This window comes from Streptomyces sp. NBC_01454 (assembly GCF_036227565.1).
Taxonomy (GTDB): Bacteria; Actinomycetota; Actinomycetes; order Streptomycetales; family Streptomycetaceae; genus Streptomyces.
Genome location: NZ_CP109461.1, coordinates 13,533 through 36,336, shown reverse-complemented (window position 1 = coordinate 36,336; position 22,804 = coordinate 13,533). Strand labels below are relative to the sequence as shown.

The following is a 22,804-nucleotide window of genomic DNA, read 5'->3' as shown; positions in this document are numbered from 1 at the left end:
CAGGACCCCCGTACTGCACGGATGCGAGTACGGGGGTCTCATCGATGGTCAGCGTGGATCAGCCCTGGTAGGTGATCCCCGCCTGCTGGGCCGGGCCGGAGCCGTTCCAGAGGCCGGTGGCCACGGGCGAGCCCACCGCCGAACCGGCGTCCTTGAGGGAGGCGTTCTCGGCCTCAAGACGCGCGAGCTTCTCCTCCAGGGTGTCCTGCTGGACAGGAGCCGGAGCTGGAGCGGGAGCAACAGCGTCGGTCGCCGGGGCGGTCTGAACCGGAGACTGCGCGGCCACGGCCACAGGTGCGGACGCCGGCTGCGGGGCCGGGAAGGACAGGCCGTCCTCTACCTCGGTCGCCACCGGGACGGCGGCGGCAGGGGCAGCACTGGCAGGAGTGGCCTGAACGGGGCGCGGCGTGCCGTTGAGCACGATGCCACGCGCAGCCAGCTCCGCCTGATCGATGCCGCCGGCATTGTAGTAGCGCGGCGTCTCGTGAACGATCACCTGTTCGAGGGCCAGGCCGCGGTTGTTGAAGTTCTTCGGCTTGTAGGTGCGCAGCACGAGCGTGACGTCGAGGCCCTGCGCGAGCTCCCGGCCGGACTCGTCCTGGTCGTAGGTGCCGTCGCCCTTCGGAGAAGGGATCGCGATGACCGGCAGGGTGCTGCCCTTGGAGTCGATGGAGTAGTTGGGTCCGGTTTCGGACCGCTTCGGGGAGTCGTAGCGGCGCTCGGAGACGAACTGCTCTTCGAGAGTGGGGTTGTTCGGATCGGCGAACTGGACCTCGGCGTGAATGATCGTCGCAGTGGTGTGCGGCTTACCGACGGGGTTCAAGCCGTTCTTCGTCTTGCGCTGGTCGCTGGCGACGAGCTCCGCGCCCTCAATGAGGCGGGCGAGTACGGCGAAGCCGAGCTTCCCGCGGATGAAGACGTTCTTGCCCTCGGTGATCTGGCTGGCGGAGATGGAGTAGTTGGCCATGGTGGTGCGTTCCTTCGTTCGGTCTGGCGGTCGGTGGTTCGGGGGTCCACTGGGGGGCTATCGGACAGGATTCGGGCTGCCATCCAATCCCTTATTCTATCAACTTCAGTTCGGCTATGAGTAGAATGTCAATGCCGGACGCGAATGACTGTGCGCGCTATTCAAAGAGGAGTTGGGACAGGGATGGCGGCTACGATTCAGAGGCCAGTGGGGACGGCGTTGAAGCCGTCGGCGCAGACGAGAGCAGCTGCCGGGAGTCACGCCGGCCCGATGGGCTTCGGCAACGGACCCGTCATCGCCGCCAGCGTCATGGTGGGCGGAGCAGCGCTCTTCGCCGGATGGGGCCTGACGCAGCTCGCGACGTCCGACAGCGGCATCATCCAGGCGCTGCAGGGCAATCACGCCCCGGTCGAGGCACCGTGGAATCCCGGCGAGAAGAACGCCGGAGGCGGCAGCGCCCAGCAGCCGAGCGAGGGCGGCACGGGGAAGCAGGACGAGAACGGGGCAAGTCAGGATCCGACGCCGGGTCGCGGCGACGAGGACAAACCCAACGGATCGGGTGCACCGGCCGAGGCGAAGCCCGCGCCGAAGGCGAAGCCATACACCATCAAGCCAGGCGATACGCTCACCGCGATCTCAGGGACGACGGGGGTGCCGATCGGCATCCTGGTCGAGACGAACAAGATCCAGAATCCGGATCTCATCTACGCGGGGGCCTCGCTGCTCATCCCGCCGGTGTGACGACCCGGCAGGGCGGCACCGCCGCGTACCGAGCCTGATTCGACGCCCTGACCGCCACGAGGCGGTCAGGGCGTCGTCGTCTTCTCTGGCGGAGGACTCCGCTTCTCAGCGGGCCTGCAGGTCCATCAGTCGCGCGCGCAGCTGGTGCAGCTGCTCGACCTCGTCGTTCATGGACCGGATGCCATCCGGAGCGTAGTCCTGCGGGTATTCGAGCTTGTACTCGCTGAGCAGCTCGATCTTCGCATCGGCGAGATCGAGCGCTGCGCTCAGATCGAGGACGTCGTCCAGCGTGAGCCCGGAATTGGTGGAGGCGGTCATGCTTCGGTCCTGGGCGCTGCCACCCAGTCGCTGCTTGAGGTCGGGGGTCAGAAGCGTGATCCACCCGGTGGGGACGAGGGTCGCGATCTCGAACTCGGCCGGGTCCAGACGCTGGACGACGCGGTAGAGACTTCCCTCAGGGGCCTGCCAGATCGTGGTCTCGCCGCGGTAGACACCGGCGCGTTCCTGTGGAACTTGACCGTGAGGTCCTCCATGCTCAGCGGTTCGCTCATGGTTGCTGCTCCTGGAAGTCGAAGGTGTCGAAGGCGAACTGCGTGGCCTCGTAGGGCTCACCGCGAGGCGTCACCCGGGACCGGCGTGAGCCGGTCCACGGCATGTCTCCCCGCAAAGCACTCGGCCTGGGTTCGACACCCGGATCAGCTGCGCTGATCCCCTCCCCTACTGCGAGCGAAAATGCAGCACTGTAACAGCGTCAGAGATCAGACGACCCCGTCGGCCAGGCTGCCGGCGGGGTCGTCTGAGGTACGAGGTCGTGGTCTCTCACGCCGCATCGGTGTCATCGGACTCACCCCGGCCAAACAGGAATCCACGGACGTCACCGTTCTTCATCATGTCCTGCAGATGCGCCAGGAACACCGCGCGCTGCGTGGCCCGGCGATCGGCTAAGGAGTCGTACTCGCGCAGTACCTTCAGGTTGACGACCCATCCGTTCTCGCGAGAGATGGCCTGGTCAAGCTGAGAGTCCGGCACGACGTTCATGCCGGTGAAGTCGTGGTCGAACTCGGGTGCGATGTCCAGGTGTTGATTCGGCTCGTCGATGTAGAGCGTGTCGACGCCGACCTGCTGGCCGGCCTTGTCGAATGCCACGAGGAACACACGGTCTGCCCTGTTGGTGTTGTCGACGTGGACCGCTGCAACGTTCGTGTCACCGATGAAGCTCGTCTGCTCGAACCGCTCGTACACGCGGGTACGAGCCTCATGGCACCACATGATGCGCCGGGCTTCGTTGAAGCCTTTGAACTCGTCAGAGTTGGACGCTTCTGGGTGGGGGTGGATCATCGGTGCGCTCCTTCATATGCAAGATCAGGGAGGTTTGCGATGCCAGGGGGCGTATCGGCTACGAAACACGCCTCAAGGCAGCGAGCCTCAGCCGTTCTTCACTGCAGCGCGGCAGGAGCAGCTGCCGGGAGTCCGCCTCGCTCCTGACGCGCGCCGCTCGCCAGGGGAGGAGATGCTCTGGCTGCGCCGCGCAACCTGTGCAGGTGTGTGAGGCGAAGTTGCAACGCGATAGTCCCCGCTGGAAGTTCGCGTAACTCCCCCACCTCGCGTCTGTTCCCTCCGGGGTCATTTGACTGAAGGTTTGCCCGGCTCGTCCGTGGGGTTCTTGGGTCGCTTGTTCGGCCGGTAGCTGGGACCGTTCATGATGACCTGGTGGCTGGTGTTGAGGAGCCGATCCAGGAGTGACTTGGCGACGACGGGGTTGGGGAAGAGGGGGTACCAGTCGCTGGGCCCCCGGTTGCTGGTGATGATCGGTGACCGGCCCTGTCGCTTGCTGACCAGCTCGTATAAGTCGGCTTGTGGTGCGGTCAGCTGGCGCATCGCGAAGTCGTCGAAGATGAGGACGTCGGGCCGTACCAGTTTGCGGATGTTCCAGGTGCGGTCTGCGTGGTCGCCGGCCAGGTCCGCGAGGATCCGGCTGATCTTGACGAAGCGGACGTGGGCGCCCTGGCAGACGGCGAGGTCGCCGAGAGCTTGGGCGATACGCGTCTCGCCGACCCCGACGGTACCGAACAAAATTACGGACTCGCCAGCGTGCAGCCAGCGCAGGGCGCCCAGGTCGCAGATCTGGGCAGCAGGCGGTTTCGAGGAAGCGGTGAAGTCGAACTCCTCCAAGGTGACCTGCGGCTCGAACTTTGCTCGCTTCAGGCGTCGTTGCAAGGCGACGGTCTCGCGACAGGTGATCTTGTCCTGGCAGAGGGCCTGGAGGAAGTCGAGGTGCCCGAACTCTCCGCCGTGGGCCTGGGCCAGGCGGGCGTCCAAGGTCTCCAGCATCCCCGACAGCCGCTGTGCCTTCAGCGACTCGCGCAGGGCGGTGTCCATCACGCCCACCAGAGACTTCCCTCAACTTCGCCGATGGTGAAGTTGAGGAATTGTCAAGGGGATTGCCGTATCCCCTGCGTGCCTGCCAGGTAGCGACAAGATGCCAGTTCACGGCCCTCTCCCTGCTCCACCATGGCTCCTCCCCCGTGCTCGTCATGGTCTCCCCCGTTCTGCTCACGCCCCTGGTACACGCCCCCGTCTCCCAGTGCCTCCCAAACGAGCTTGTGCAATGGCAAGCCAGCCCGTGTCCCGCACCCTCCCTCTCCCCGTGAGAAAGGGAGGCGCCCCCCGTCCGGCAGTAGTGAAGGTGCAGCCAACACCATGGCGCTGAAGCAGGGGTCTGTGCGGTCCGTGGTCGATCGATCTGTGTGACGAGTGACAGATGCGGACGTTGAGGTAGGAGTAACCTTCCGACACCGCGCTGCCGGCCGCCACCGTTTACCTGTTGCTCAATTCGAGCAACACTGGTGTCCGGTTCCGTCGCCGAGCAGAATCGTGGCTCTACCTTCGAGGAGACCATGTGACATCCAGCACCGTTATATCCGGAACCCGCCCCGTCATCATCGACACCGACCCAGGCGTGGACGACGCCTGGGCGATCCTCTACCTGGCCGCACAGACGGACATCGAGATCGTCGGCGTGGGCGCGATCCACGGGAACGTCCCGACCCAGCAGGCCGCCGCGAACGCGTTGCGCATCCTCGACGTGGCCGGGCTCACGGACGTGCCCGTCGCTGTCGGCCACCCCGTTCCCCTGCAACAGCCGCTCCACACCTCCGAAGTCGTCCACGGCACCGACGGACTCGGCGGCCACGCCGGCCCGCCGTCCGGACGCGCGCCCAGCGCCGAGTCCGCGGCCGAGCAACTGGTGCGGCTGGCACGTACGCATGCCGGCGAACTCACCGTGCTGTCGCTCGCCCCCCTGACGAACATCGCGTTGGCGCTCCGTCTCGAACCCGCCCTGCCGCAACTGGTGCGGGAGATCGTCTACATGGGGGGGGCGATACGGGTGCCCGGCAACACCAGTGCTTGGGCGGACGCCAACACGTGGCACGACCCCGAGGCGGGCGAGGAGGTCATGCGCGCTGGTTTCGACATGCGGATGGTGCCGATGGACGTCACCGAGTCGGCGTGGGTGGATACCGAGTGGCTGGAGGAGATCGCGTCGCACGACACCCCGGCCGCCCGTTTCGCCACCCAGGTGCTGGACACCTACGTGGGCATCTACTCGCAGCTGAACGGACGCAAGGGCTGCGTAATGCACGATCCCCTCGCAGCGGCTCTCATGATCGACTCCACGCTGGCCACCTATGAGGAGCACCGGGTTCTCGTCGAGCTTGTCGGCCATTGCCGGGGAGCAACGCTGATCGACGGCCGGGTGGGGTTCCCGCCGGAGATGTCGAGTATCACCGACGGCCGGCGCCCGGTCCGGATCGCGACCACCGCTGATGCAGCCACCGCCATGGACCGGGTGCGCCGGGCCCTCATCAACTCGTGAGACGGTCGCGCAGGCGGGTTGCTCGCAACTCGGAGAGGCCGTCAAATGCTTCGCAGGCTTCTCCCCACGACTGCCGGGCCTCGCTCGTCCTCCCCAGCTCGGCGAGCGCGTCGCCTCGCTGCTCCAGCCCCTCGGCGATCCCCCACGCGTCAGCGGCCGCACGTCGGCACTCAAGAGCCCGGTCCAGGCACGCGACGGCCTCGGCTCGGCCCTCGTCCTGGAGGTGAGCGGCGGCGCGGCGCGCCCACAGTTCCCCCTCGGCGTACAGGTCTCCCATCTCACGTGTCAAGGCCAGGCTTGCGTCGAACACCTCTTGGACCTGGTGGAATTCACCGAGTTGTGCGTAGACCTCCGTCAGGCAGGCCAGCGTCACCGCTTGGCCGTGCTTGTCCCCGGTTTCCTTGAAGAGCGCCAGGGCCTGTTCAAAGTGGGGGCGTGCGCTGCTGTGGTCGTCTTCGTCCCTCGCGGTGAACCCGAGGCACGTGGACGACCACGCCTGTCCATGCCGGTCCCCGAGGTCGCGGCGAAGGTCCAGGGAGAGCTGAATGTGCTCGTGGGCCCGCTCGGTGTCGCCGGACTGCCGGTACGCCTCGCCGAGATTCATGGCCACCCAGCCTCGGCTGGCGGTGTCATCTGCGACCGTGGCGGCGTCCAAGCCGGCCTGATGGGTGTCGATCCAGACGCCCCACGGCTTGCGAAGGAGTAGCCAGTTCCATAGTCGCGCGGGAATCTCCCACGCGTCGGGCAACTGGTGCCGGGCCGCGAGACGGACTATCGGAAGGAACGTTTCTGCTTCCGCGTCACACCAGGTCTCCGCGCCTGCGGCCGTGGCGAACTCAGTCGGTGTCACGCCGGCGGGCGGGGGGCCGAGGCGGTCGATCGGGCGGTGTGGGGCCATGCGCCAGCACGCACGGTCGATGGTGTGTGCGTACCAGGCTGCCAGTCGGCGCACGGCGTCGGCGCGCTCGCCCTCGCTGTCGGTCTCCGCGCAGCGTTCCGCCGCGTAGTCGCGGAGCAGATCATGCCGCTGGTACCGGACTGGTCCGATCTCCTCCACAAGGTGCACCGACACGAGAGCGTCAAGGAGGCGTCGGGCCCGGACGGTGGAGAAGCCGAGCAGCGCGGCGGCTGCGGGCGCGCTCACCTGGGCGGCCGGGTAAAGGCCGAGGAGGCGGAATACCTGGGCTTGGTCAGAGGGGAGAGCGCGATACGAGCTCTCCAGGATCGGGCGGATGTCCAGCCGCGGGTCCTCCGCGTCCGCCAGTGCGTCCAAGGCCGCTTCGCCGAGTTCGCCAACCACGTCCGCGACTCGACGGTGAGTGTGGGTGGCCAGTCGCTCGGCCACTATGCGCAGAGCCAAGGGGAGGTGCGCGCACTGACGAGCGAGGACGGTCGTGGCGTCCGGTTCCTCGTCGATGCGAGGGCCGACGATGGCGCGCAGCAGCGTCTCAGATTCCGCAGGGCTCAGTGGTGAGAGGGAGATGCGCTGCGCGCCGGAAGTGGTAGCGAGGCCCGTTAGGCGGCGACGGCTGGTCACGAGCGTGATGGAGCCGGGGGTGCCGAGGAGCAGCGGGCGAACCTGCGTGGAATCCGATGCGTTGTCGAGGACGAGGAGCATAGGCCGGTCGTCGGCGATGGTCCGCAGGGCTGCAGCACGTTCGTCAAGGCCCGTGGGGATGCTTTCCGCAGGGACGCCGAGGGCAGTGAGGAACCGTTCGAGGACGTGGTCGGGGCGTTCGGGATCGGCATCGGAGTAGCCCTGCAGGTTCGTGAAAAGGACCCCTCCGGGGAAGCGCTCGGCCATCCCGCGGGACCAGTGCACTGCGAGTGTGCTCTTCCCGACCCCCGCTGGACCGTCGATGGCGACGGTCAGGCCCGTTCTGGTTTTGGCAGCGGCTTCGAACATCTCGTTCAGGGCGTCGATGACGGGCTGTTGGACGACGTATCCGGTTGGCGCGGGCGGCAGTTGGAGGGGGCGGGTGTTGGGGTGCTTGGCGTTCTTGGCGAGAGCAGCCAGTTCTCCGTCTGTGCCCAAGAGTTCGTCGCAGCGCCGAGCCATGTCGAAGGTTGGCTCAGCCTTGCCGTTCTCGATGCGACTGATCCAGCCTGGGCTGTAGGCGAGCGCTTGAGCGAACTCGCGGAGTGAATAGCCGGCCGCGCTTCTACGCGCTCTCAGCAGCTCGCCGAACTCGGTACCCACCAATGTCCCCCGCCCCGTTCGATCGACATGTGCGTCCTGTTTACCGCGAAGAGGATCTAGGTGTCATCACTTGCCATGGATCTGTGACGAGATCGACTGGCCAGGAGCCGAGCGGGTACCCGAGGGCTGCTTCAGCCAGGCGGCCAGGGCAGGCGCAGGCCGAGGGGGTGCGGAGCAACGGTTCGGAGGGATGCGGCGGTTGTGGCCGGAGTCGCCCCTGACGCACAGGCCCGCACAGTTGTTGTGTTCGTAGCCGAGGGCGCACATCTCGGGCGGTCAATGCCGTAGGCGCGTCAGGTCCATGAGGGCAGCACAGCTCCTCACCGCACCCTGGCCGCGCGACGGGCAACCCTCTGGCCCTACCCGGCGCGGTCTCTGGTGCCGCTGGTCGCAGGGCAACTCACCCTCGTGAGCGGCCAACTCGATCTACGTGCTCGAAAGCAACGGCTGGCACGCACAGAGACCGCATCGCGAGCATCCGTCCTCCGCGCCCTGATTCAAGGAGATCTCCAACAGGCGCGCCGCCTCATAGCACCGCTTCTCCCCACGTTGCTGTCGACGCTCCACGGAGAGATCAGCGTGCTGGAGGTACCTGCCAGCGACGACCGTTGCGCCGCGGCCGCGGAGGTCGACCAGGCGCTCGACTGGGAGGCGCTGACGATCATCTGGCCCTCCGACAGCCGGCGCGTCATCATCTGCCGGCCCCGAGCCCACGGGGGGGGGAGGCCGCAACCGCGGAGTTGCTGAAGCCGGTACTGCGCGCGGCTCCGTTGCGGACCCTGGGAGTGTGCGCACCTCTGCCCTGGGCCCAGGCCGCACAGGGATACCTCGGCGCGCTCAAGGCGCTGGAGACCGTCCGGACCAGCGCCGAGGGGCTGCGAGTGGCCGTGTACGACAGCGGCCCGCCCTTGTCCACCGTGCTTGCAGAGACTGGCAAGGCGTGGGCGGCCAGCCTGTTGCGCCCAGTCCGCGAGGCCGCCGGTACTGAAGCCGAGTACCAGCGGAGGCTGGAAACCGCACGGTTGTCGGCCTCAGTGGGGACAGTCAGAGCGGCAAAGCTCCTGGGTCGGTTGGAGTGGCCAAGCGGTTCTCGACCACAGCCGAACAAGCCGGCCTCGGTGACGGCTTGGCCGACCGTGCCGTCCTGGATCTGGCCTTGCAGCTTCTCGATGCGCGTCCCGGCGTCGCCACCCTCGCCTCACCGAAGGTTCGGTCGCTGCGCGAATTGCTCCAGGACCCTGAAGTGGAGAGCTGGGCAAGCAGTCTGCTCGGCTGTCTCTCGGCCGAGCAAGTAGATCTGCTGGCTGTAAGGCTGTCGGAGGAGAGCAGTATTCAGCGGACAGCGGCGCGGTACCACGTACATCGCGACACTCTCCGGGCTCGGCTGGAGGCCGCGGGGCATTCCCAGTCCCGGTCGCTCTTGGATCCTGGCAGCGGGCCGCATGACGTGCTCTTCGCACTGATCGTCAAGGGCCATCTACCACTGTCGTTACTGCCCGATCCGCTCGCTACCACAACCGTTCATACAGCTGCCTAAGGGCTTGCCGTAGGCCATTCTGTACCAGCCTGTACGTCATGCGGTGATCTCCAAAACTCGGGTGAGGTCTTCGACCCATACCCGAAGGCGGACGGTCGTCGTGCGGATGGGCTGGCAGAGGATGAAACCGCTGTTGGCGCCGATGTTGCCGTAGTCCTGGTCGACCTGGACGTAATTGACCGCCAGCAGGTTTTCTCCGCCGAAGGTCACCAGGTCCCCAGACTGGATGCCGAAACAGGGCGTCCAGTGGTCGGCGGCGTGGTACGCCAGCCACGCCTCCTGGATTTCGGCCGGCCGCCGATAGGTGCCCTCAAAGCCTGGGCCGGCCAGCCGGTTGGGGCAGCCGTTGAGGATGTTGCCGGCGCCGTCGATGATGTCGATGACGTAGGGGACCAGTCGGCCCGCGCGAATTGCTGCGGCACCCTTGTCCACCCAGTCTTCGATCGTGTAGGCGTCGGGCTCGTTCTCGTGCTGTACCCGGATCCTGATCCTGGGCGGCGCCACTGACACGATCGCCCCGTTCCGGGCCAGATACGGACGGCAGCGCTTAACCCAGTTCGTGCGCATGTAGCTGTTGCCGCACTCTTCGCACACAAGGTCGTGCACTCGACGCACGTTGTCGGCGATCGGGTTGTCGTCGGTGGTCTCCAGGATGTGGGTCGCCCTGGCGCGGCACCCACCTGTCGTGCACGTCCTACGCGGCAGCACTCGCACGGTCGCGCTCCCCCTTCCACTGCTCGTACAGCTCAGCGGCCGGGACGGGGACGAGCCAGGGGAAGGCGTCGGCCCACTCCCGGTACGATTCACCCTCGGACTTCTCGTAGTAGGAGTCTCTGGCCGGGCCGACGAGCGGTTCCGGGTTCGCGGTCAAGGCGGCGATGATTTCCCTGCTGTCGCGCCCGTAGAACATGACATGGTGGCCGAGCCGAGCCAGCTCTTCGGGCTTGTAGCAGTCGTTGCACAGGCGCACGCGCTGCCCGGACTGCTTGTGGATCGCCATAACCTCGGCGCCCTTATAGGTGAAGCCACCGCAACGCAGGCACTTGAAGTACCAGTCGTTCCACTCCCGGGCGTCCGCGTGGATCGTGGAGTGGTCGGTGATGATCTCGAAGTCGTCGACCGCCTGGGTCAGCTTCGTCAGCGGCAGAACCTGGGTGCTGCTGTGCTCGGGGGCCAGGAATGCGGCGTACGGCTGCGTGGGCTTACGCCGGTAGTTGTTGCCGTCCCGCTTCCGAAACTGCTCGATCGTCGCGTAATGGCGCTCCGTGAAACCATCGTCGGTTTCGATATCGAAGCCGACCAGGTCGCCAACGGCAAACACTTCTTTCCCTCCCTGATGTCGAAGTTGACTTTCTGAGTGCCCGGCGCGGAGGCAGGGGGGCACGCATTCGGTTGCCTGACCGGCCGGGCCCGTTTTCAATACCAGGCGAGTCGCCTACTGCGCTCACTGCTGGATTCGTGCGCCTCTTCGGTGGGGATTTCAAAGCGCCACACGGTGACGCCCCCGCCGGTGTAGCCGTGTGCCTTCTTGGTCTCGTAGGACCCGACCGGCCAGCCCTTGCCGGCCAGCCACTCACGGGCCAACTGCCCGGCCGCGAACTCGCTGTCGATCGCGACGTACGAGCAGTCGACGCACTCGAAGAAGTCCGGATGCTCGTGCCGGAACATCCGGTATTCGATGCGGTAGAACAGCTTCAGCATGGCGGCCGAGGAGATGCCCTTTGTCCAGTGCGGTGACTGGAGCCCCCAGTTCTTCGCGGACAGGCCGCCGCCGTCGGCACGCTCACTGAATTCGATGTACGCCCCTGTGACTTCACCGGCCTCGTCCCGGCGGACGCCGTACACCGACCACTTCGATCCCCGGTTGTCAATCAGGACGCCAATCGGCATCCGTAGGTCCCTGCCGTCGCTTTCCATCAGCATTCGTCGTCCCCCTCTTCGATTCCGGCAGCCCATAACGAGAGCCGGTCCGCGTTCTTCCCGCCGAATTCCATCGCCGCCTCTGACCAGTTGGCCAGGGAGTCGTCGTTGACTGCGTCGACCAGATGCAGCAGTACGCTGGCGGCGACCTGCTTGGCGGAGAGCGAGGTTCCGGACTCGAAGCGGTTGTCGGACGCGACGACCTCGCCGCTGACCCGGAGCTCGTAGAACCAGCGCCCGGAGTACTTCCGGCCCGGTGTGCCTCCGCCCATGGGCTGCGCCGAGATCGTGGCCGGCGGGTCCCCGTCGTATATTTCTGGAATCTCGAACACGTGGGCCGGGTCAAACGCGTCCCGGTAATCCTCGATCGTCGCCATGATTACGCCCCCTCGAACTCGGCGATGCCGTTCTTGCCCTTGCACGCCGCGCACTCGCACTCATGGACCCGGTGCAGCTCGCTCGGCTTAAATACCCCCTTCGTCTGCCACGGCGCACTGTCGGTCTTCCAGACGAATTCGACCATCACCATGTCTTCGCCGCTTGTGCGGATTACGTATGCCTCGAAACAGAACGCCGACCGGACCACCTTGAGCGAACCTCGACCGTCCGGCACGTGGTAGTGCGGCCGGACGCGGACCAGCATCCTGCCTGCCGCCAGAGTCTCTGTGGTGTCCTCGGCGTGTGTGATCGGCTCCCGGATCTGTCGCACTTCGCTGCTGAACGCCGAATACCGCGTGTAGGTTTCGACTTCCCGAGTGGTCGATTCATTGCTCACGCGTTTTCCCTTCCTTCCAATTGAGAGTTCTCTGCCACGCACACCTTGTCGTAGCAGAGCGGATCGCGAGTGCCGTCCTCGAAGACCAGGGCAAAGCCGGTCACCGGAGAATTCGGCACGACGTCCTTGAGCCGCTTGAAGGCGAAGTTGTACATGTGCGCGGGCTGGAAGATGTCGTGATGAGGGTCGTCCTGGCCGCGCCAGTAGGCACGGCAGACCAGCTTGCCGACTAGTTCGCTACTGCGACACCACACCTCGTACGAGGTGTCGATGTACTCGTATGTCCAGCCCTCTGCCGCTGCTTTTGCTTCGACCTCTGCGTACTGCTTGCGCACGCGGTCGTAGTGCCGGGTCTCGCTACACGTTCGGCAGACTCGTTCGCCGGTCTCGTGGGGGCCTTCCCCGTGATCGTGGACACCGGTTGTCATGCGGCGGTGGCCAGCGTAGTTGATCGCTGTTCGTAGGTGATCGGGCTGATCTGGCCGAGGCGGGAGTGCCGTCGGCGGGTGTTGTAGCGGGTCGCCCAGCGGAAGACCGCGAGGCGGGCCTCACTGGCCCCGTTCCACCGCTTGCGGCCCTGGAGCGTTTCGCGCTTCATGGTCGCGTTCAGACTCTCCGCGGCGGCGTTGTCCGCACTTGTGCCGACCGTGCCTCGCGATCTGGTCACGCCCAGCTCCGAGCAGACCTGGGCGAACTCCTTCGACACATATTGCGCCCCGTTGTCGCTGTGAAATATCGCCCCGCGCAGGCCGTCCCCGCCGCGGGCCCTCGCTGCGGCCCTGAGCGCGTCGGTGACCAGCGAGGTCCGCATGTGGTCGGCGATCGACCAGCCCGTCAGGCGTTTCGAGCACAGGTCCAACACCGTTGCCAGATAAAGGAATTGGCCGTTGCCGATCGGGAGATAGGTGATGTCGCCCACGTACTTGGTGTTCGGCACCGGGGCAGCAAAGTCCCGCTGGAGCAGGTCCGGCACCGGTGTCGCCGACGGCTCGGGAATGGTGGTGCGGACCTTCTTGCGCAGGTGCAGCCCGACGATGTGGAACTTGCGCATGACGCGCTCGACCCGCTTGTGATTGACCGGCTTCCCGGCCTCCTTCAGCTCGGCGGTGACGCGCGGAACCCCATAGGTGCCGTCCGATTCCTGATGGATCCGGTTGATGCGCTCGGCGAGCTCGGCATCCGCCCTCGCCCGGCTGGCCCGCGCGGATGCGCCGGCCAGCCACCGGTAGAAGCCGGAACGCGAGACCGCGAGTACCCGGCACAGCCGCTTGACGCCGAAGGCGCCACGGTGATCCTCGACGAACTGGAAGCGGCTGCTCACCAACTGGTCTCCGCCGCAAAATACTTCGCGGCCCTCCGCAGGATCTCCCGCTCGAGCTCGAGTTCCTTCACCCGCGCCCTCAGCTGCCGGTTCTCCTTCTCCATCGCGGTGGCCTCCACCGCCCCGGGCCGGGCGGCCTGCTCGGCATCCCGCACCCACGTGCGGAGCGTCTCGTGGTTGACGCCCAGGTCCTTGGCCACCGACGCGTACGTCCCACCCGGGCTCGAGTGATACAGCGCGACGGCATCGGCCCGGAACTCAGGCGAGTACTTCGACGTCCCCAACGGGAACTCCTGTCCTATGGATCATCACGATCCAATGATCAGGGTGTCCACGCTCAAGGGGAAACGCCCGTGGTCGGTGAAAACACCCGGGCCTTGGAATGTGAAAAGTTCACCCGGCGTGTGTCCGCAGTCAAGTACCTGGTGGTGGTTGATGAGTTCCATGCCGCTCCTAGAACTTGACCCGATTGCGGGCACCTGCGGGCCGTCGATGTAGGTCATGGCCTGTTCTCCCGGGCCGCCGTGAGGCTGCGGATAGCGCTCAGCCGTTGGTTGATGGTTTTTCGAAGCCGTTGGCAGTCGGCGCGTAGTACTGCCTGCCGAGCGCTCGGTCAGGTAGGTAGGTACTGCTGGGTGACGACTCCGTGCTCGAAGTCGTGCGGATACAGGTAGCCCTGGCCGTGGCCGAGGGTCTTGGCTCCGGGGTAGTGCGCGTCGCGCAGGTGCACCGGAACCTCCCCGGTGCGGCCTCGCCGCACATCCTCGAGTGCCTGGTCGACACCGCGGATGATCGCCGGACTCCTGGGTGCGGTAGCGATCGCGACCGTCGCTTAGGCAAGGTTGATCCGGGCCTCGGGCGTGCCGATCAGCTGCACAGCCTGCGCCGCGGTGACGGCCACCGAGCGCAGCGAGGACATCAGCCACGCCGACGTCCTCGCTCGCGTGCACGATCGCCCGGGTAAGGGGCGCCCGGACAAATGGTCTACACCGAAGGCTTCTTGGCTGTCGCCGCGCCCTTCCTGAAACGGGCTGCTGTGGCCTTCTTGGTGGTGGCTGCCTTGGGCTTCTTGATGGCGGACGCCCTGGCCTTCTTCGCCGTGGCCTTCTTGATGGCCGCGCCGCCAGTCAGGCTGCCCTTGGGAGCCTTCTTGACGGAGACCTCGCCGCCCTTGGGGAGCTTCTTCGAACCGCTCACCAGGTCCTTGAAGCCCTGGCCGGCCCGGAAACTCGGCACCGAGGTCTTCTTGACCCACACACGCTCACCCGTCTGCGGGTTGCGGGCGTAGCGGGCGGGGCGGTCGACCTTCTCGAACGAACCGAATCCGGTGACCGATACGCGGTCACCGGAGACCACCGCACGGACGACTGCATCCAGTACCGCGTCCACCGCATCGGCGGCGGTCTGACGGCTACCGAGCTTGTCGGCAATGGCTTCTACGAGCTGCGCCTTGTTCATCTGGAACTCCTTCAAGGATGGTGGGAAGGGGGAGACGGCCTCATGCCGCTTGGGGCCCGAGCGTCAAAATCAACGAGCCTGGGCTGGTTTTCAGCGACCGGACCGGCGGCGGAGGGCCTTCTCGTAGTCCTCCAACCGCGCCTTGGCGATGTGCCCGCGGTCGTGGGTGCGCAGCACGATGCCCCCGGGCCGACGGCCGCATTGGGTCTCCAGCGCTACCGACGTCGTCGGAAGTTGGGTGGCGAGGAAATCGCGCATCTCCTCGATGCGGGTCGGGACCTGAGACGCCGGAATCACGCCGATGCGCGAGGTGAGTTGGATGCCCTCCATGATGGAGAGGCACAGGAGCCTGCTCTCGGCGAAGAACTCCTGCCCGCCCTGCTTGCGCCACGTGGAGATGTCGGCGGGGGTGAGGCTGAGGACATCCTCACGGATCACGGCCGCGTCGAACAGGCGGAAGCCCCGTGCCAGCCAGTGCAGGGCTGCATCGGGATCCGAGCCAAGGCGCGCTTACAGATACCGTGCCCCGGCGCGCACGCGGTCCTCGGGCCGGTATATGCGGATCGGGTCCGGGATGGTGCGCCAACGGGCTGTGCGGCCCTCCCGGGCCCGTGTCACGGTCATCACGGCGTCGGTCTCCGGGAGCATGCCGGAGGAGTACAGCTGCCGAGCGATGAACCGCAGGACATCCCGCCGCACGCCCGGCTGCACGGCCACGCCCCAGTCGTACTCGGCGCGCCAGGCTCGCCACTTCTCTACGGGAACGTCAACGCTCCAGAGCATGCGCGCAACGATCCGGCCGTTACTGACTTCGGCTTGTCAGGGTGACGTCGGGATGTCGAGGGCCAGGCCGGTTCCGGCGATGAAGCCGTCGAGGGTGGCGGGCCGGTATTAGAGTCGTTTGAGCCGGTTGCGAACGAGCGCCTCCAGGCGGTCGAGGGCCATGACTGCGAGGTTGGCCAGGCTGCGTTTGACGTGTGCCCACACCCATTCCACCGGGTTCAGGTCGGGCGAGTAGGCCGGCAGCAGGAACACCGTCAGCCACGCGCGCTGGTCGATCAACTCACGCATCTTGCGGGAGACATGGGTGTTGAGCCGGTCCCATACCAGCACGATCGGCGCCTTGACGAGCCGGTGGGCGCCGTCGATCAGCGCGATGATGTCACGTTCGTCCATGCTGCGGCGCTTGCCCTTGCCCGCCGGGTGGGAGATCAGCCGGTGGCACAGCCGGGTGCGCGAGCCGGGCCGCATGGCGACCAGTCCGGCCACGGACAGGCGTCCCGACCTGCGTCCGCTGACGGTCACGACCGGCGTGATGCCGCGCCGGCCCCAGGTGCGGCCTCGGGGCGGCCGCCGGGTGAAACCCGCCTCGTCCTCGAAGCAGATGTAACCCCCGCAGGCCGCCCTCGTTCTTTTACCTCCGCCCAGGTCGCCTCCTTCCACACGGTGACGGCCTGCTCGTCGCGCTCGGCCACCCGGCGCGCGGGCACCTGCGGACTGAAACCGAGCCGGCGCATCAGCCTCGTTGCGCCCGAGACGCTGTATGAGACATGGAACTTCCTGCCGATCAGCGTGGACACCCGCGCCGCGGTCCACACCTGGTCCTCCACCCAGCCATGCGCGGCCGGACCCTGCTCCAGATATGCGGCGAGCTTCTCCAGGCAGCGCGGCGACAGACGGCACCGTGACCCGCTCGCCCCACGCGAGACCAGGGCCTGCATGCCGCCGTCTCGCCACAGCTGCTGCCACTGGTAAGCCGATTTCCGGCTCACCCGCAGTCGCCGGGCCACCTCCGGCGGCTTGATCTTCTGCTCGAACAACTCGGCCGCCTGCATCCGCACCGTCTCGCGACGCTGACGCCCCATCGCGGTCAGCCCGCCCCCATCCGCATACCTCACACACCACGAACTACTACCAACACCCCAGCCACATCATCGACTTCCACAAAGATCACCCTGACGAGCCGAAGTCAGTAACCACCCGAGCCGCCCCAGTGTGCAGGCCGTAGAACCACGTCTCGGTCTCCTCCACCCCGGGAATGGTCTCCACGGCCGTCGACAGGTAGTAGGTGAACTCGATGGGACCCCGATCAACCGCGCACCTGTAGGTGTTCACCCAAGAGTCCAGACCGACGGACCAGTGAGTGAACAGTCGCGCCCTCACGAGCTCTGCTTCTGAAGAGCGGCGACGAAACTACCAATGACACGGCCGAGTTGGTCGCCGAAGAAGTTCCCGTCCGGTGCGCCGGTGCTGTACAGGTACCAGCCGGAATCGCCGCGTTCAGCCTGGGACCTACGACGCTTCTCCAACTCGTAGGTCACCCCGAACAGCTCGGCCTGATACTTGCCGTCCTCCTGGCGCTCCCAGCCGATGCCGCCCTCACCCGCGATCAGCTTTTTGCCACACCACTGGACGCGCTTAGCCATCTGCCAGTCCCAGACCGGTCAGCTCCGCGTACCGAGCGCCGTACCTTGACGCAGCAGCCCCAGGATCGGAGCGGTAGTTGCCGTGTTCCCACTCCGACGGAACGCCTTCGGCCGGGATGGTCGCTATGACGAACTTGCCGTCCAGCTCAGCCAGGATCAATCGACGGCCCGCCACGGGATAGCAAAGCTGCACCTCATACCCCTGGATCATCACCGGGTCCTTCACCACAGGAGTGTCGAATCCGGTGGGTGGGATGTAGAGTCGCAGGTCGCTGACAAGCTTGTCAGAGAAGGTGCCTCTGGCCTGCGGGACGATCCCTTCGATACCAGGCGGGAAGTTCTCCGCAAACGCAGCGTCTGAAGCCGCCTTGTACGTCTTGAAAAGAACGCCGCCTGCGCGCTGGATGCGGGCCTGCTCCCTCTTGGTGGCGACCGAAATTTCCCCCACCGCCTGTTCGAACCCTAGCCCGCCGGAGTGCTGGACCAGGGTGTACATCGTCGACATCGCTATCTCCTTGTTCCCGAACATGAAAAAGCCCGGCTGGTTCGAACTGGCCGGGAGCGGAGCGACTTGATGAACGCCGAGATGACGTCGTAGTGCTGCAGCGCGGATCCGGTGATCTGCTCCAATACCTGCCGGTCGATGGTGCTCTTGCCGACGGCCTGCGCCGTGGCAACAGCGGTCTCCAGACGGTTCAGCGCCTGGCGGACGTCGCCGCTGGAGAGGTCGGCGATCGCACCGAGTGCAGCGTCCTCGATGCCGATTCCGGTCGCGCTGAGTTGCGGGGCGTCATTGAAGTGCCCGCGCCAGGAGTGCGACGATGTGTCGGCTCTCCAGAGGTCGGAGCACCACGAGGATGGAGCGTGAGACGAGCGCGGCGTTCACGCTGTAGCTCGGGTTCTCGGTCGTCGCGCCGATCAGAGAGATCAGTCCTGCCTCGACGGCGGGGAGCAAGCCGTCCTGTTGGGCCTTGGAGAAGCGGTGGATCTCGTCGATGAACTACGTGGGCAATGGTCTGCCGGTCCTTGCCGATGGGCTCGCCCTCCGGGTGCCGCATGCCCTGGACGTAGCCCATGACAGCGGCGTCATGGACCAGCGCCTGCTCCCACTTCGAGAGGGAGGCGAGGATGGTGTTCACGGCTTCGGCCCGGTGCGCTTCCCGCTGCTCCAGATAGTCGACAAGGAAGGCGGGGACGGCCGGCTTCTTGGTCACTGCTGCTCCTCGCTGGCACTGGGGTAGGGGCAGGTGCAGCCCTGCCCGGTTCGGCAGCCGCACGGGAATGTGGCGCTGCCCATCTGGCGCATACGCTTGTCGACTCGCCGCATGTGGTGCTCGAGGATGGCGGCTGGCTGGGTGGTGAACTGGTGGAGGGCGACCGCGGCGGTGAGGATGACGTCGCATAGTTCGGCGGCCACATCGTCGGCGGTGTGCGTTTGCCCCTTCCGCGGGTTTTGGCCCTGCAGGCCGATGTACGCCTGCATCACCTCGCCTGCCTCTTCTGTCAGCTTCATGAGCCGCATGGCGGTCTCATGGTCGCTGGCCGCGTTGGTCGAGTTGAGCCAGGCGACGGCGTTGCTGGCGGTCTGCCACATGCTGGCCGTGTCGGCACTGGGTTCAGGGAGGTCGAACGTCTCGGGCTTCCAGTACGGGGCCGACCATCCGTCTTCGGCGATGCGGACGTGGATGTTGCGCATGACGGAGACGACAAGGTCGGGGCGCTCTCCGTCGGCGAAGGTGGGCCGGTCGGCGCGGTGGATCTCGTCGGCGACGCGTTCGCGCTCATCGGCTCGGGCTTCGGCTTCGAGACGGTCCAGGTACGGAGCGAGACCGTCGGCGGTCACGGTGCGGGCCGTGGCCGCATAACGGATCAGGTCATCGCGGGTGGTCATGCTGCTCCTCGGGGTTGGGCCCGCCGCGAAGTGCGGCGGGCCGGTGCATCTGGGAGTCAGGCTTGGGTGCGGCGGTAGGCCTCGGTGGCGGTGTGGCCGTTGACGGTCAGGCCGGGCCGCACGCGGTTGCGTCTGTCACGCGGTCCGGCCGGGTGTCTGGGGGTGGGTGCGGGCGGCTACGATGCCGGCCGCGTGGCCCTGTACAGCTCACGCTTCAGTCCAACCCTCACCGATCAGTACCTGTACGTCCGACACTCGGCACTCCCGGCCGCGCACGGAATGACGGCCGAGCCTGCCGTTGATCAGATCGACGACCGCCCCGCAGTCCGGGGACGGGCAGCGGGGCGGCCATCACATTCCCCTCGTCGTCGATGAGGGGCAGCTCGGAGCTGATGGCCATCGCGGTCTGCTCGCCTTTCAGGCGTACAGAGAAACTCACCGCGCAAGCGGTCTCTACGTCATCGATACACGGCCGGCACAGGGGGTGCCTGCGGGCTCTGGCCGTGGCCTCTAGCGACGGGGGCACACGGTGACCGTCGGGGCGGATGCCGGGCGGCAAGCCCGTCTCGGGGTCGATCAGGAGGCTCGGGGCGGAGTGCCGCTCCAGCTCGTGAAAAATGGTCGGGCTTCCACAGCAGGGGCATTTCATCAAGTAAAACAACGGGGCCGCCCCCTGAAGGCACGCCGGAACTCGGGAGAGTCCTCTTCTGCGTGGACCAGGGCGTCGAGGTACTCCTCCAGCTCCCGCTGGGACATCTTGCGGGGGTCCATCGAGTCAGCTATCGGAGCCCCCCTCGGCGGCGCGGCTCTTGCGGGCCGAGCGCCGGCGGATGCCGGCGGCGATACGGCCGTGCTCTCGACGTGCCTCGCTCGCCTTGTCACGGTGATGTGCACCCTGTCGGTTGTGGTCTGCGATCGCCTTCTCAAGTCGAGTGAGCTCGTGGCGGAGACTGTGCTCTCTGTCGCCCCAGTAGATCTCGCGCACGGCGGACGTCAGTTCCGATTGGTGCATCATCAGCCACTCAACGGGGATCCTGGCCTGGATCTTGCACATCATGCCGAGCTCAAGCAAGATTTCGCTCTCGCCGTTCATGGGCGGCCGCGCGAACGCAACGCTTGGTGAGCCGAGGAACGGCTTGAGCCTCTGGGGCACGGTCCTGGCCGGGAACTTCGCGAGCACGCGTGAAATCAGGCCCACCGTCTTGTCGAGTTCGGCGAACAGCTCGATCGTGGCGTCGACGATCTCTGCGGTCTTGCGTTTCATCACTTCTCGTCCTTGAAGATCGGATCCTGCTCGGGGAACCGGGACAGGGCCGTCCCGTCCCGATTGGCCTCCCCCTCATGACGTAGAGGAAGGCGCTGCCCTTGACGCAGAGGATGGAGGCGCTCTGTTCCTTCGTATCCATGGCCAGACCCGTCGTCAGGGCGCCGTCGTGAGAGGCCGTCAGGGGTCTGGTTGGAGGCCGATGCGTGTCCCGGCTGGCGCATTGACGGGTCTCATCGGTGTCTTGCTCGGGGCTTCGGCGATCAGCGTTCTTTTCGCGTCCGGCCGGTGGCAGCAAAACGTCTCCTCGGGACACCACCGGAACCCAGGGATACCCATGACGAGACGCCGACGTATCAACGGGGAACAGGCCGGGTGTTTGTGCACCCCCGGCCTGTTCCGGTCTCGATCCCGCACCCGGGTCGGCTATGCCGACCCAGACCCCCGAGGCCGGCGCCCGTAGGGCGCGAAGCCGAGGGGGCAGGCTGTCACCCATCGGAAGGTGACGCGACGGCTGTGGGATCACAGCCGGGCCGTCGTCGGATGGATGTGGGTCAGACCCGCTCGGAAGCCCAGAGGCCGTTGAGGTCCTCGCGGATCTCCGCCTCCAGGGCGGCGAGAAGCGCCTGCTCGGCGCTGAAGTCCCCGGAGACGGCCTGGATGAGGTCGTCCTGGACCTGCTGCTTGCCGGCGAGCACCGAGGGTATCCGCTCATCCTGCGTGCCCTTGGCGATGAGCCGGTGGATGATCACCGGCCGCTGCTGACCGGGGCGGTGCAGCCGGCCGTTCGTCTGCATGTAGTGTTCGAGCGAGAACGGCAGGGTGTACCAGATCATCGTCGAGCCGCCGTGCTGCAGGTTCAGGCCGTGGCCGGCCGAAGCCGGGTGCAGCAGCATCACAGGGATCTGCCCGGCGTTCCAGCGGCCGACCATGGCGCGCGAGCCGTCGAAGGCTTGCACGTCGATAGCTGCCTTCTTGAAACGCGCGAGCAGTTGCTCCTTGTCCGACTTGAAGTGATAGGCGATGAGCACGGGCTCGCCACCGTTGTTGCGTACGAGGTACTCGGCCATCTCGAGCTTCTTGTCGTGGATGACCTCGTACTGGCCCTTCGTGGCCGGGTCGTCAGGATCCGCGGTGTAGAGCGTGCCCGAGGCGAATTGCATGAGCTTGCTCGTGAGCACCGCCTGATTCTGGGCGATAATCGACTCGACGCTCTGTGTCACCTTTCCGTCGTCGTCGGTATAGGTCCGCACGATGTCCAGGACCAGGTCGCGCTTGAACTCCTTGTAGGCCTGGATCAGATCCGGCGGGAGCGTGACGTTGACGTCCTGAATGGTGAGCGATGGCAAGACGAGCGTGGTGTTCTGCGCGCTCATTACCAGGTGCCCAATCGCGTCGTAGATTTCCTGCTCGGCGTTGGCGGTGGGGATCCACTTCGCCGGCGTCGTCGTACCGGGAACCATCTTCGGGACGAACCACCGGTTGCGGAACTGGGTGATGTCCCGGCCGAGCGCTTGGCCCTGGTCGAGCAGGTAAATCTGGCTCCACAGGTCGTGCAGGCCGTCAGGGCTTGGTGTTCCCGTCAGCTCGATGAGCCGGGTGATCGCCGGCCGGACTTGCGCGAGGGCCTTGAACCGGTTACTGGAGTGCGACTTGAAGCCTTGCGACTCGTCGACGATGACTGTCTGGAAGGGCCAGAGGATGGTGTTCTGGCCGTTGATGTTCTGGACCGGCATCTGGTCGACCAGACCGAAGCGGCACTGAGCGCAGCCGGCGCCGGAACAGGTTCGGCAGTCATAGGCTTCCCACGTCACCAGGGCCGACTTGAGCAACTCCTGAATCCAGGCGCGGATCTTGTCCTTGGCGGGGACCCGGTTGTTGGGGTTGCCGGCGACCAGAGCACGGTACTCGTCGATCAGCTCATCCCGGTCCAGCGGCCCCCGTGTCTGGAGCAGACCCAGGATCGCCGTCGCCTCCGGTGAGACGGTCGGGGCAGGCACTGCGCCCGGCACCGGCGTGATCAGCTTCGTCTCTTGGGACGGCTGGGTCAGCAGCTCCTGGTTGATGAAGTACATCGTCGGCGGATCGGTGAACACCTCCTGGAAACGCTGCAAGCGCTTGACCTTGGAGAGCTTCCTGTCGTTCTCGTCGACGATGAGCGACTTCGTCCGGATCGGAAAGCCCCACTTCTCGATCTCATCGATCCAGGTGGAGCGGGCGATCGCCACGGGCGCGATGACGAGGATGTGGCCCATCGGGCGCACTGTCTGCAGTACCGCGAGAGTGCTGAGCGTCTTCATGCCGCCTACGGGGACCCATGCACCTGCGAAAGGGTGGTCAACGAGAAAGTCGTGGATCTGTTGCTGATGCGGCATCAGCAAGATGGGGAGCGAAGCAGTAGCCGTGGTCATGTCGCTGGACATCCCT

At 66.2% G+C, this 22,804-nt stretch carries 26 protein-coding genes and 2 pseudogenes; 4 read left to right on the top strand and 24 right to left on the bottom strand.

Going from position 1 to position 22,804, the window contains the following annotated elements; all coding sequences use genetic code 11:
• Positions 1 to 58 precede the first annotated feature (58 nt).
• A complete protein-coding gene (locus tag OIU81_RS36855; protein WP_329142781.1) occupies positions 59 to 967 on the bottom strand; it encodes a hypothetical protein in 909 nt (302 codons plus the stop codon).
• A 270-nt stretch (positions 968 to 1,237) separates the two neighbouring features.
• Here OIU81_RS36855 and OIU81_RS36850 point away from each other — a divergent pair, with 270 nt between their 5' ends.
• A complete protein-coding gene (locus OIU81_RS36850; RefSeq protein ID WP_329142783.1) occupies positions 1,238 to 1,708 on the top strand; it encodes a LysM peptidoglycan-binding domain-containing protein in 471 nt (156 codons plus the stop codon).
• A 105-nt stretch (positions 1,709 to 1,813) separates the two neighbouring features.
• On the opposite strand, the gene OIU81_RS36845 is transcribed toward OIU81_RS36850, so the two are convergent.
• The 3 genes from OIU81_RS36845 to OIU81_RS36835 all read right to left on the bottom strand — a co-directional run bounded on the left by OIU81_RS36845 (position 1,814) and on the right by OIU81_RS36835 (position 4,096).
• On the bottom strand, positions 1,814 to 2,026 hold the full coding sequence (locus OIU81_RS36845; protein ID WP_329142785.1) for a hypothetical protein: 213 nt from the start codon (positions 2,024 to 2,026) through the stop codon (positions 1,814 to 1,816).
• 501 nt (positions 2,027 to 2,527) lie between these two features.
• Positions 2,528 to 3,046, bottom strand: a complete 519-nt coding sequence (locus tag OIU81_RS36840; protein WP_329142787.1) for a hypothetical protein — start codon at positions 3,044 to 3,046, stop codon at positions 2,528 to 2,530.
• 285 nt (positions 3,047 to 3,331) lie between these two features.
• On the bottom strand, positions 3,332 to 4,096 hold the full coding sequence (locus OIU81_RS36835) for an ATP-binding protein (protein ID WP_329331959.1): 765 nt from the start codon (positions 4,094 to 4,096) through the stop codon (positions 3,332 to 3,334).
• Positions 4,097 to 4,607: 511 nt separating this feature from the next.
• Between OIU81_RS36835 and OIU81_RS36830 the strand changes: the two genes are divergently transcribed.
• Entirely contained in the window at positions 4,608 to 5,585 is a 978-nt protein-coding gene (locus OIU81_RS36830) for a nucleoside hydrolase (protein WP_329142789.1), read from the top strand.
• Here the strand turns inward: OIU81_RS36830 and OIU81_RS36825 are convergent.
• Positions 5,575 to 7,785 (bottom strand): ATP-binding protein, encoded by a 2,211-nt coding sequence (locus tag OIU81_RS36825; RefSeq protein WP_329142791.1) that lies wholly within the window; start codon positions 7,783 to 7,785, stop codon positions 5,575 to 5,577. The genes OIU81_RS36830 and OIU81_RS36825 overlap by 11 nt on opposite strands.
• Positions 7,786 to 8,860: 1,075 nt before the next feature.
• Between OIU81_RS36825 and OIU81_RS36820 the strand changes: the two genes are divergently transcribed.
• A complete protein-coding gene (locus OIU81_RS36820) occupies positions 8,861 to 9,322 on the top strand; it encodes a helix-turn-helix domain-containing protein (RefSeq protein WP_329142793.1) in 462 nt (153 codons plus the stop codon).
• 36 nt (positions 9,323 to 9,358) lie between these two features.
• Here OIU81_RS36820 and OIU81_RS36815 read toward each other — a convergent pair whose 3' ends face one another.
• The 16 genes and pseudogenes from OIU81_RS36815 to OIU81_RS42500 form a co-directional block, all read right to left on the bottom strand.
• Positions 9,359 to 10,036 carry a hypothetical protein gene (locus OIU81_RS36815; RefSeq protein WP_329142795.1) on the bottom strand — a complete coding sequence of 226 codons (678 nt, stop codon included), beginning with the start codon at positions 10,034 to 10,036 and terminating at the stop codon, positions 9,359 to 9,361.
• On the bottom strand, positions 10,017 to 10,643 hold the full coding sequence (locus OIU81_RS36810) for a hypothetical protein (protein WP_329142797.1): 627 nt from the start codon (positions 10,641 to 10,643) through the stop codon (positions 10,017 to 10,019). The genes OIU81_RS36815 and OIU81_RS36810 overlap by 20 nt, the downstream gene beginning before the upstream one ends.
• A gap of 95 nt (positions 10,644 to 10,738) precedes the next feature.
• Entirely contained in the window at positions 10,739 to 11,212 is a 474-nt protein-coding gene (locus OIU81_RS36805; RefSeq protein ID WP_329142799.1) for a hypothetical protein, read from the bottom strand.
• Positions 11,213 to 11,238: 26 nt separating this feature from the next.
• On the bottom strand, positions 11,239 to 11,619 hold the full coding sequence (locus OIU81_RS36800; protein ID WP_329142802.1) for a hypothetical protein: 381 nt from the start codon (positions 11,617 to 11,619) through the stop codon (positions 11,239 to 11,241).
• Positions 11,620 to 11,621: 2 nt separating this feature from the next.
• A complete protein-coding gene (locus OIU81_RS36795) occupies positions 11,622 to 12,017 on the bottom strand; it encodes a hypothetical protein (RefSeq protein WP_329142804.1) in 396 nt (131 codons plus the stop codon).
• A complete protein-coding gene (locus tag OIU81_RS36790; protein ID WP_329142806.1) occupies positions 12,014 to 12,352 on the bottom strand; it encodes a hypothetical protein in 339 nt (112 codons plus the stop codon). The genes OIU81_RS36795 and OIU81_RS36790 overlap by 4 nt, the downstream gene beginning before the upstream one ends.
• A gap of 89 nt (positions 12,353 to 12,441) precedes the next feature.
• Positions 12,442 to 13,622 (bottom strand): IS3 family transposase gene (locus OIU81_RS36785; RefSeq protein WP_329142686.1). Its coding sequence is split into 2 segments (ribosomal slippage): positions 12,442 to 13,355 and positions 13,355 to 13,622, totalling 1,182 coding nucleotides; the frame shifts between segments, so codons are not numbered across the junction.
• Between the two features lie 24 nt (positions 13,623 to 13,646).
• On the bottom strand, positions 13,647 to 13,841 hold the full coding sequence (locus OIU81_RS36780) for a hypothetical protein (RefSeq protein WP_329142808.1): 195 nt from the start codon (positions 13,839 to 13,841) through the stop codon (positions 13,647 to 13,649).
• 110 nt (positions 13,842 to 13,951) lie between these two features.
• A complete protein-coding gene (locus OIU81_RS36775) occupies positions 13,952 to 14,128 on the bottom strand; it encodes a hypothetical protein (protein WP_329332037.1) in 177 nt (58 codons plus the stop codon).
• A gap of 206 nt (positions 14,129 to 14,334) precedes the next feature.
• Positions 14,335 to 14,796: pseudogene (locus OIU81_RS36770) on the bottom strand (HU family DNA-binding protein); the annotation flags it as partial.
• A 90-nt stretch (positions 14,797 to 14,886) separates the two neighbouring features.
• Positions 14,887 to 15,234: a hypothetical protein gene (locus OIU81_RS36765; RefSeq protein ID WP_329142810.1), complete on the bottom strand. Its 348-nt coding sequence runs from the start codon at positions 15,232 to 15,234 to the stop codon at positions 14,887 to 14,889.
• Positions 15,235 to 15,306: 72 nt separating this feature from the next.
• Positions 15,307 to 15,579 carry a hypothetical protein gene (locus OIU81_RS36760; protein WP_329142812.1) on the bottom strand — a complete coding sequence of 91 codons (273 nt, stop codon included), beginning with the start codon at positions 15,577 to 15,579 and terminating at the stop codon, positions 15,307 to 15,309.
• Between the two features lie 36 nt (positions 15,580 to 15,615).
• A pseudogene (locus OIU81_RS42505) lies at positions 15,616 to 16,694 on the bottom strand (IS630 family transposase).
• 261 nt (positions 16,695 to 16,955) lie between these two features.
• Positions 16,956 to 17,222: a hypothetical protein gene (locus OIU81_RS36745; protein ID WP_329142814.1), complete on the bottom strand. Its 267-nt coding sequence runs from the start codon at positions 17,220 to 17,222 to the stop codon at positions 16,956 to 16,958.
• Positions 17,215 to 17,727, bottom strand: coding sequence for a hypothetical protein (locus OIU81_RS36740; RefSeq protein WP_329142816.1), 513 nt, complete (start codon positions 17,725 to 17,727; stop codon positions 17,215 to 17,217). Before OIU81_RS36740 ends, OIU81_RS36745 begins: the two co-directional genes overlap by 8 nt.
• 2 nt (positions 17,728 to 17,729) lie before the next feature.
• Positions 17,730 to 17,981, bottom strand: coding sequence for a hypothetical protein (locus tag OIU81_RS42500; RefSeq protein WP_443074896.1), 252 nt, complete (start codon positions 17,979 to 17,981; stop codon positions 17,730 to 17,732).
• A 212-nt stretch (positions 17,982 to 18,193) separates the two neighbouring features.
• Here OIU81_RS42500 and OIU81_RS36735 point away from each other — a divergent pair, with 212 nt between their 5' ends.
• Positions 18,194 to 18,463: a hypothetical protein gene (locus OIU81_RS36735; RefSeq protein ID WP_329331954.1), complete on the top strand. Its 270-nt coding sequence runs from the start codon at positions 18,194 to 18,196 to the stop codon at positions 18,461 to 18,463.
• Here OIU81_RS36735 and OIU81_RS36730 read toward each other — a convergent pair.
• The 3 genes from OIU81_RS36730 to OIU81_RS36720 form a co-directional block, all read right to left on the bottom strand.
• Positions 18,433 to 19,113, bottom strand: coding sequence for a MazG-like family protein (locus OIU81_RS36730; protein ID WP_329142820.1), 681 nt, complete (start codon positions 19,111 to 19,113; stop codon positions 18,433 to 18,435). The genes OIU81_RS36735 and OIU81_RS36730 overlap by 31 nt on opposite strands.
• Positions 19,114 to 19,888: 775 nt before the next feature.
• A complete protein-coding gene (locus OIU81_RS36725) occupies positions 19,889 to 20,377 on the bottom strand; it encodes a hypothetical protein (protein ID WP_329142822.1) in 489 nt (162 codons plus the stop codon).
• A 554-nt stretch (positions 20,378 to 20,931) separates the two neighbouring features.
• On the bottom strand, positions 20,932 to 22,800 hold the full coding sequence (locus tag OIU81_RS36720) for a DEAD/DEAH box helicase (RefSeq protein WP_329142823.1): 1,869 nt from the start codon (positions 22,798 to 22,800) through the stop codon (positions 20,932 to 20,934).
• Positions 22,801 to 22,804 lie beyond the last annotated feature (4 nt).

What these genes read in the sequence shown, in the direction of transcription:
- OIU81_RS36855 (WP_329142781.1), bottom strand. Translation starts at nt 967, where the DNA reads ATGGCCAACTACTCCATCTCCGCCAGCCAGATCACCGAGGGCAAGAAC.
- OIU81_RS36850 (WP_329142783.1), top strand. Translation starts at nt 1,238, where the DNA reads ATGGGCTTCGGCAACGGACCCGTCATCGCCGCCAGCGTCATGGTGGGC.
- OIU81_RS36845 (WP_329142785.1), bottom strand. Translation starts at nt 2,026, where the DNA reads ATGACCGCCTCCACCAATTCCGGGCTCACGCTGGACGACGTCCTCGAT.
- OIU81_RS36840 (WP_329142787.1), bottom strand. Translation starts at nt 3,046, where the DNA reads ATGATCCACCCCCACCCAGAAGCGTCCAACTCTGACGAGTTCAAAGGC.
- OIU81_RS36805 (WP_329142799.1), bottom strand. Translation starts at nt 11,212, where the DNA reads ATGCCGATTGGCGTCCTGATTGACAACCGGGGATCGAAGTGGTCGGTG.
- OIU81_RS36800 (WP_329142802.1), bottom strand. Translation starts at nt 11,619, where the DNA reads ATGGCGACGATCGAGGATTACCGGGACGCGTTTGACCCGGCCCACGTG.
- OIU81_RS36780 (WP_329142808.1), bottom strand. Translation starts at nt 13,841, where the DNA reads ATGACCTACATCGACGGCCCGCAGGTGCCCGCAATCGGGTCAAGTTCT.
- OIU81_RS36760 (WP_329142812.1), bottom strand. Translation starts at nt 15,579, where the DNA reads ATGCTCTGGAGCGTTGACGTTCCCGTAGAGAAGTGGCGAGCCTGGCGC.
- OIU81_RS36745 (WP_329142814.1), bottom strand. Translation starts at nt 17,222, where the DNA reads ATGGCTAAGCGCGTCCAGTGGTGTGGCAAAAAGCTGATCGCGGGTGAG.
- OIU81_RS36740 (WP_329142816.1), bottom strand. Translation starts at nt 17,727, where the DNA reads ATGTCGACGATGTACACCCTGGTCCAGCACTCCGGCGGGCTAGGGTTC.
- OIU81_RS36730 (WP_329142820.1), bottom strand. Translation starts at nt 19,113, where the DNA reads ATGACCACCCGCGATGACCTGATCCGTTATGCGGCCACGGCCCGCACC.
- OIU81_RS36725 (WP_329142822.1), bottom strand. Translation starts at nt 20,377, where the DNA reads ATGAAACGCAAGACCGCAGAGATCGTCGACGCCACGATCGAGCTGTTC.
- OIU81_RS36720 (WP_329142823.1), bottom strand. Translation starts at nt 22,800, where the DNA reads ATGTCCAGCGACATGACCACGGCTACTGCTTCGCTCCCCATCTTGCTG.